The following is a 429-nucleotide window of genomic DNA, read 5'->3' as shown; positions in this document are numbered from 1 at the left end:
GGGCTCGACCGGCGGCTCGGCTCGATCGGGGCGCGCATCGCCGTCGTCGCGGCGATCGGCGCGGTCCTCGTCGGCGGCTTCGCCCTGCTGTTTCCGATCTGCCTCGTCGGCCCGTTCCCGGGGATGACGCCGCTGGTCCGAGACCGCTGGCTGCTCATGGTCAACGAGATGACCTCGGTGCCGAAGTTCGTCGCCCGCCGGCAGTGGGAGATGCTGGTCTACTATCCCGTCCTGGCGCTGGCGGCTTTCGCCGCCTCCTGGGCGGCGTTCCGCGGGGCGCCCGAACATCGGCGCGCCTACGGCGTCGCCGCCGTCCTCCTCTGGCCGGGCCTCGTCATCGGCTGGTTCCAGTTCCGTGGGATCTACGTCGCCTCCGGGCTGATCCCGTTGGTGGCCGGGCCGGTGCTCGACCGCGCACTCGCGCTGGCG

At 72.7% G+C, this 429-nt stretch carries 1 pseudogene; it reads left to right on the top strand.

Annotation, left to right across the window (positions count from 1 at the left end):
- Window positions 1-429 (top strand): annotated as a pseudogene (locus FV222_RS30510) (hypothetical protein); the annotation flags it as partial.

The organism is Methylobacterium sp. WL103 (assembly GCF_008039885.1).
Lineage (GTDB): Bacteria > Pseudomonadota > Alphaproteobacteria > Rhizobiales > Beijerinckiaceae > Methylobacterium > Methylobacterium cerastii.
The sequence above is the reverse complement of the archived record's forward strand: the minus strand, read 5'-3'. Positions and strand labels throughout refer to the sequence as shown.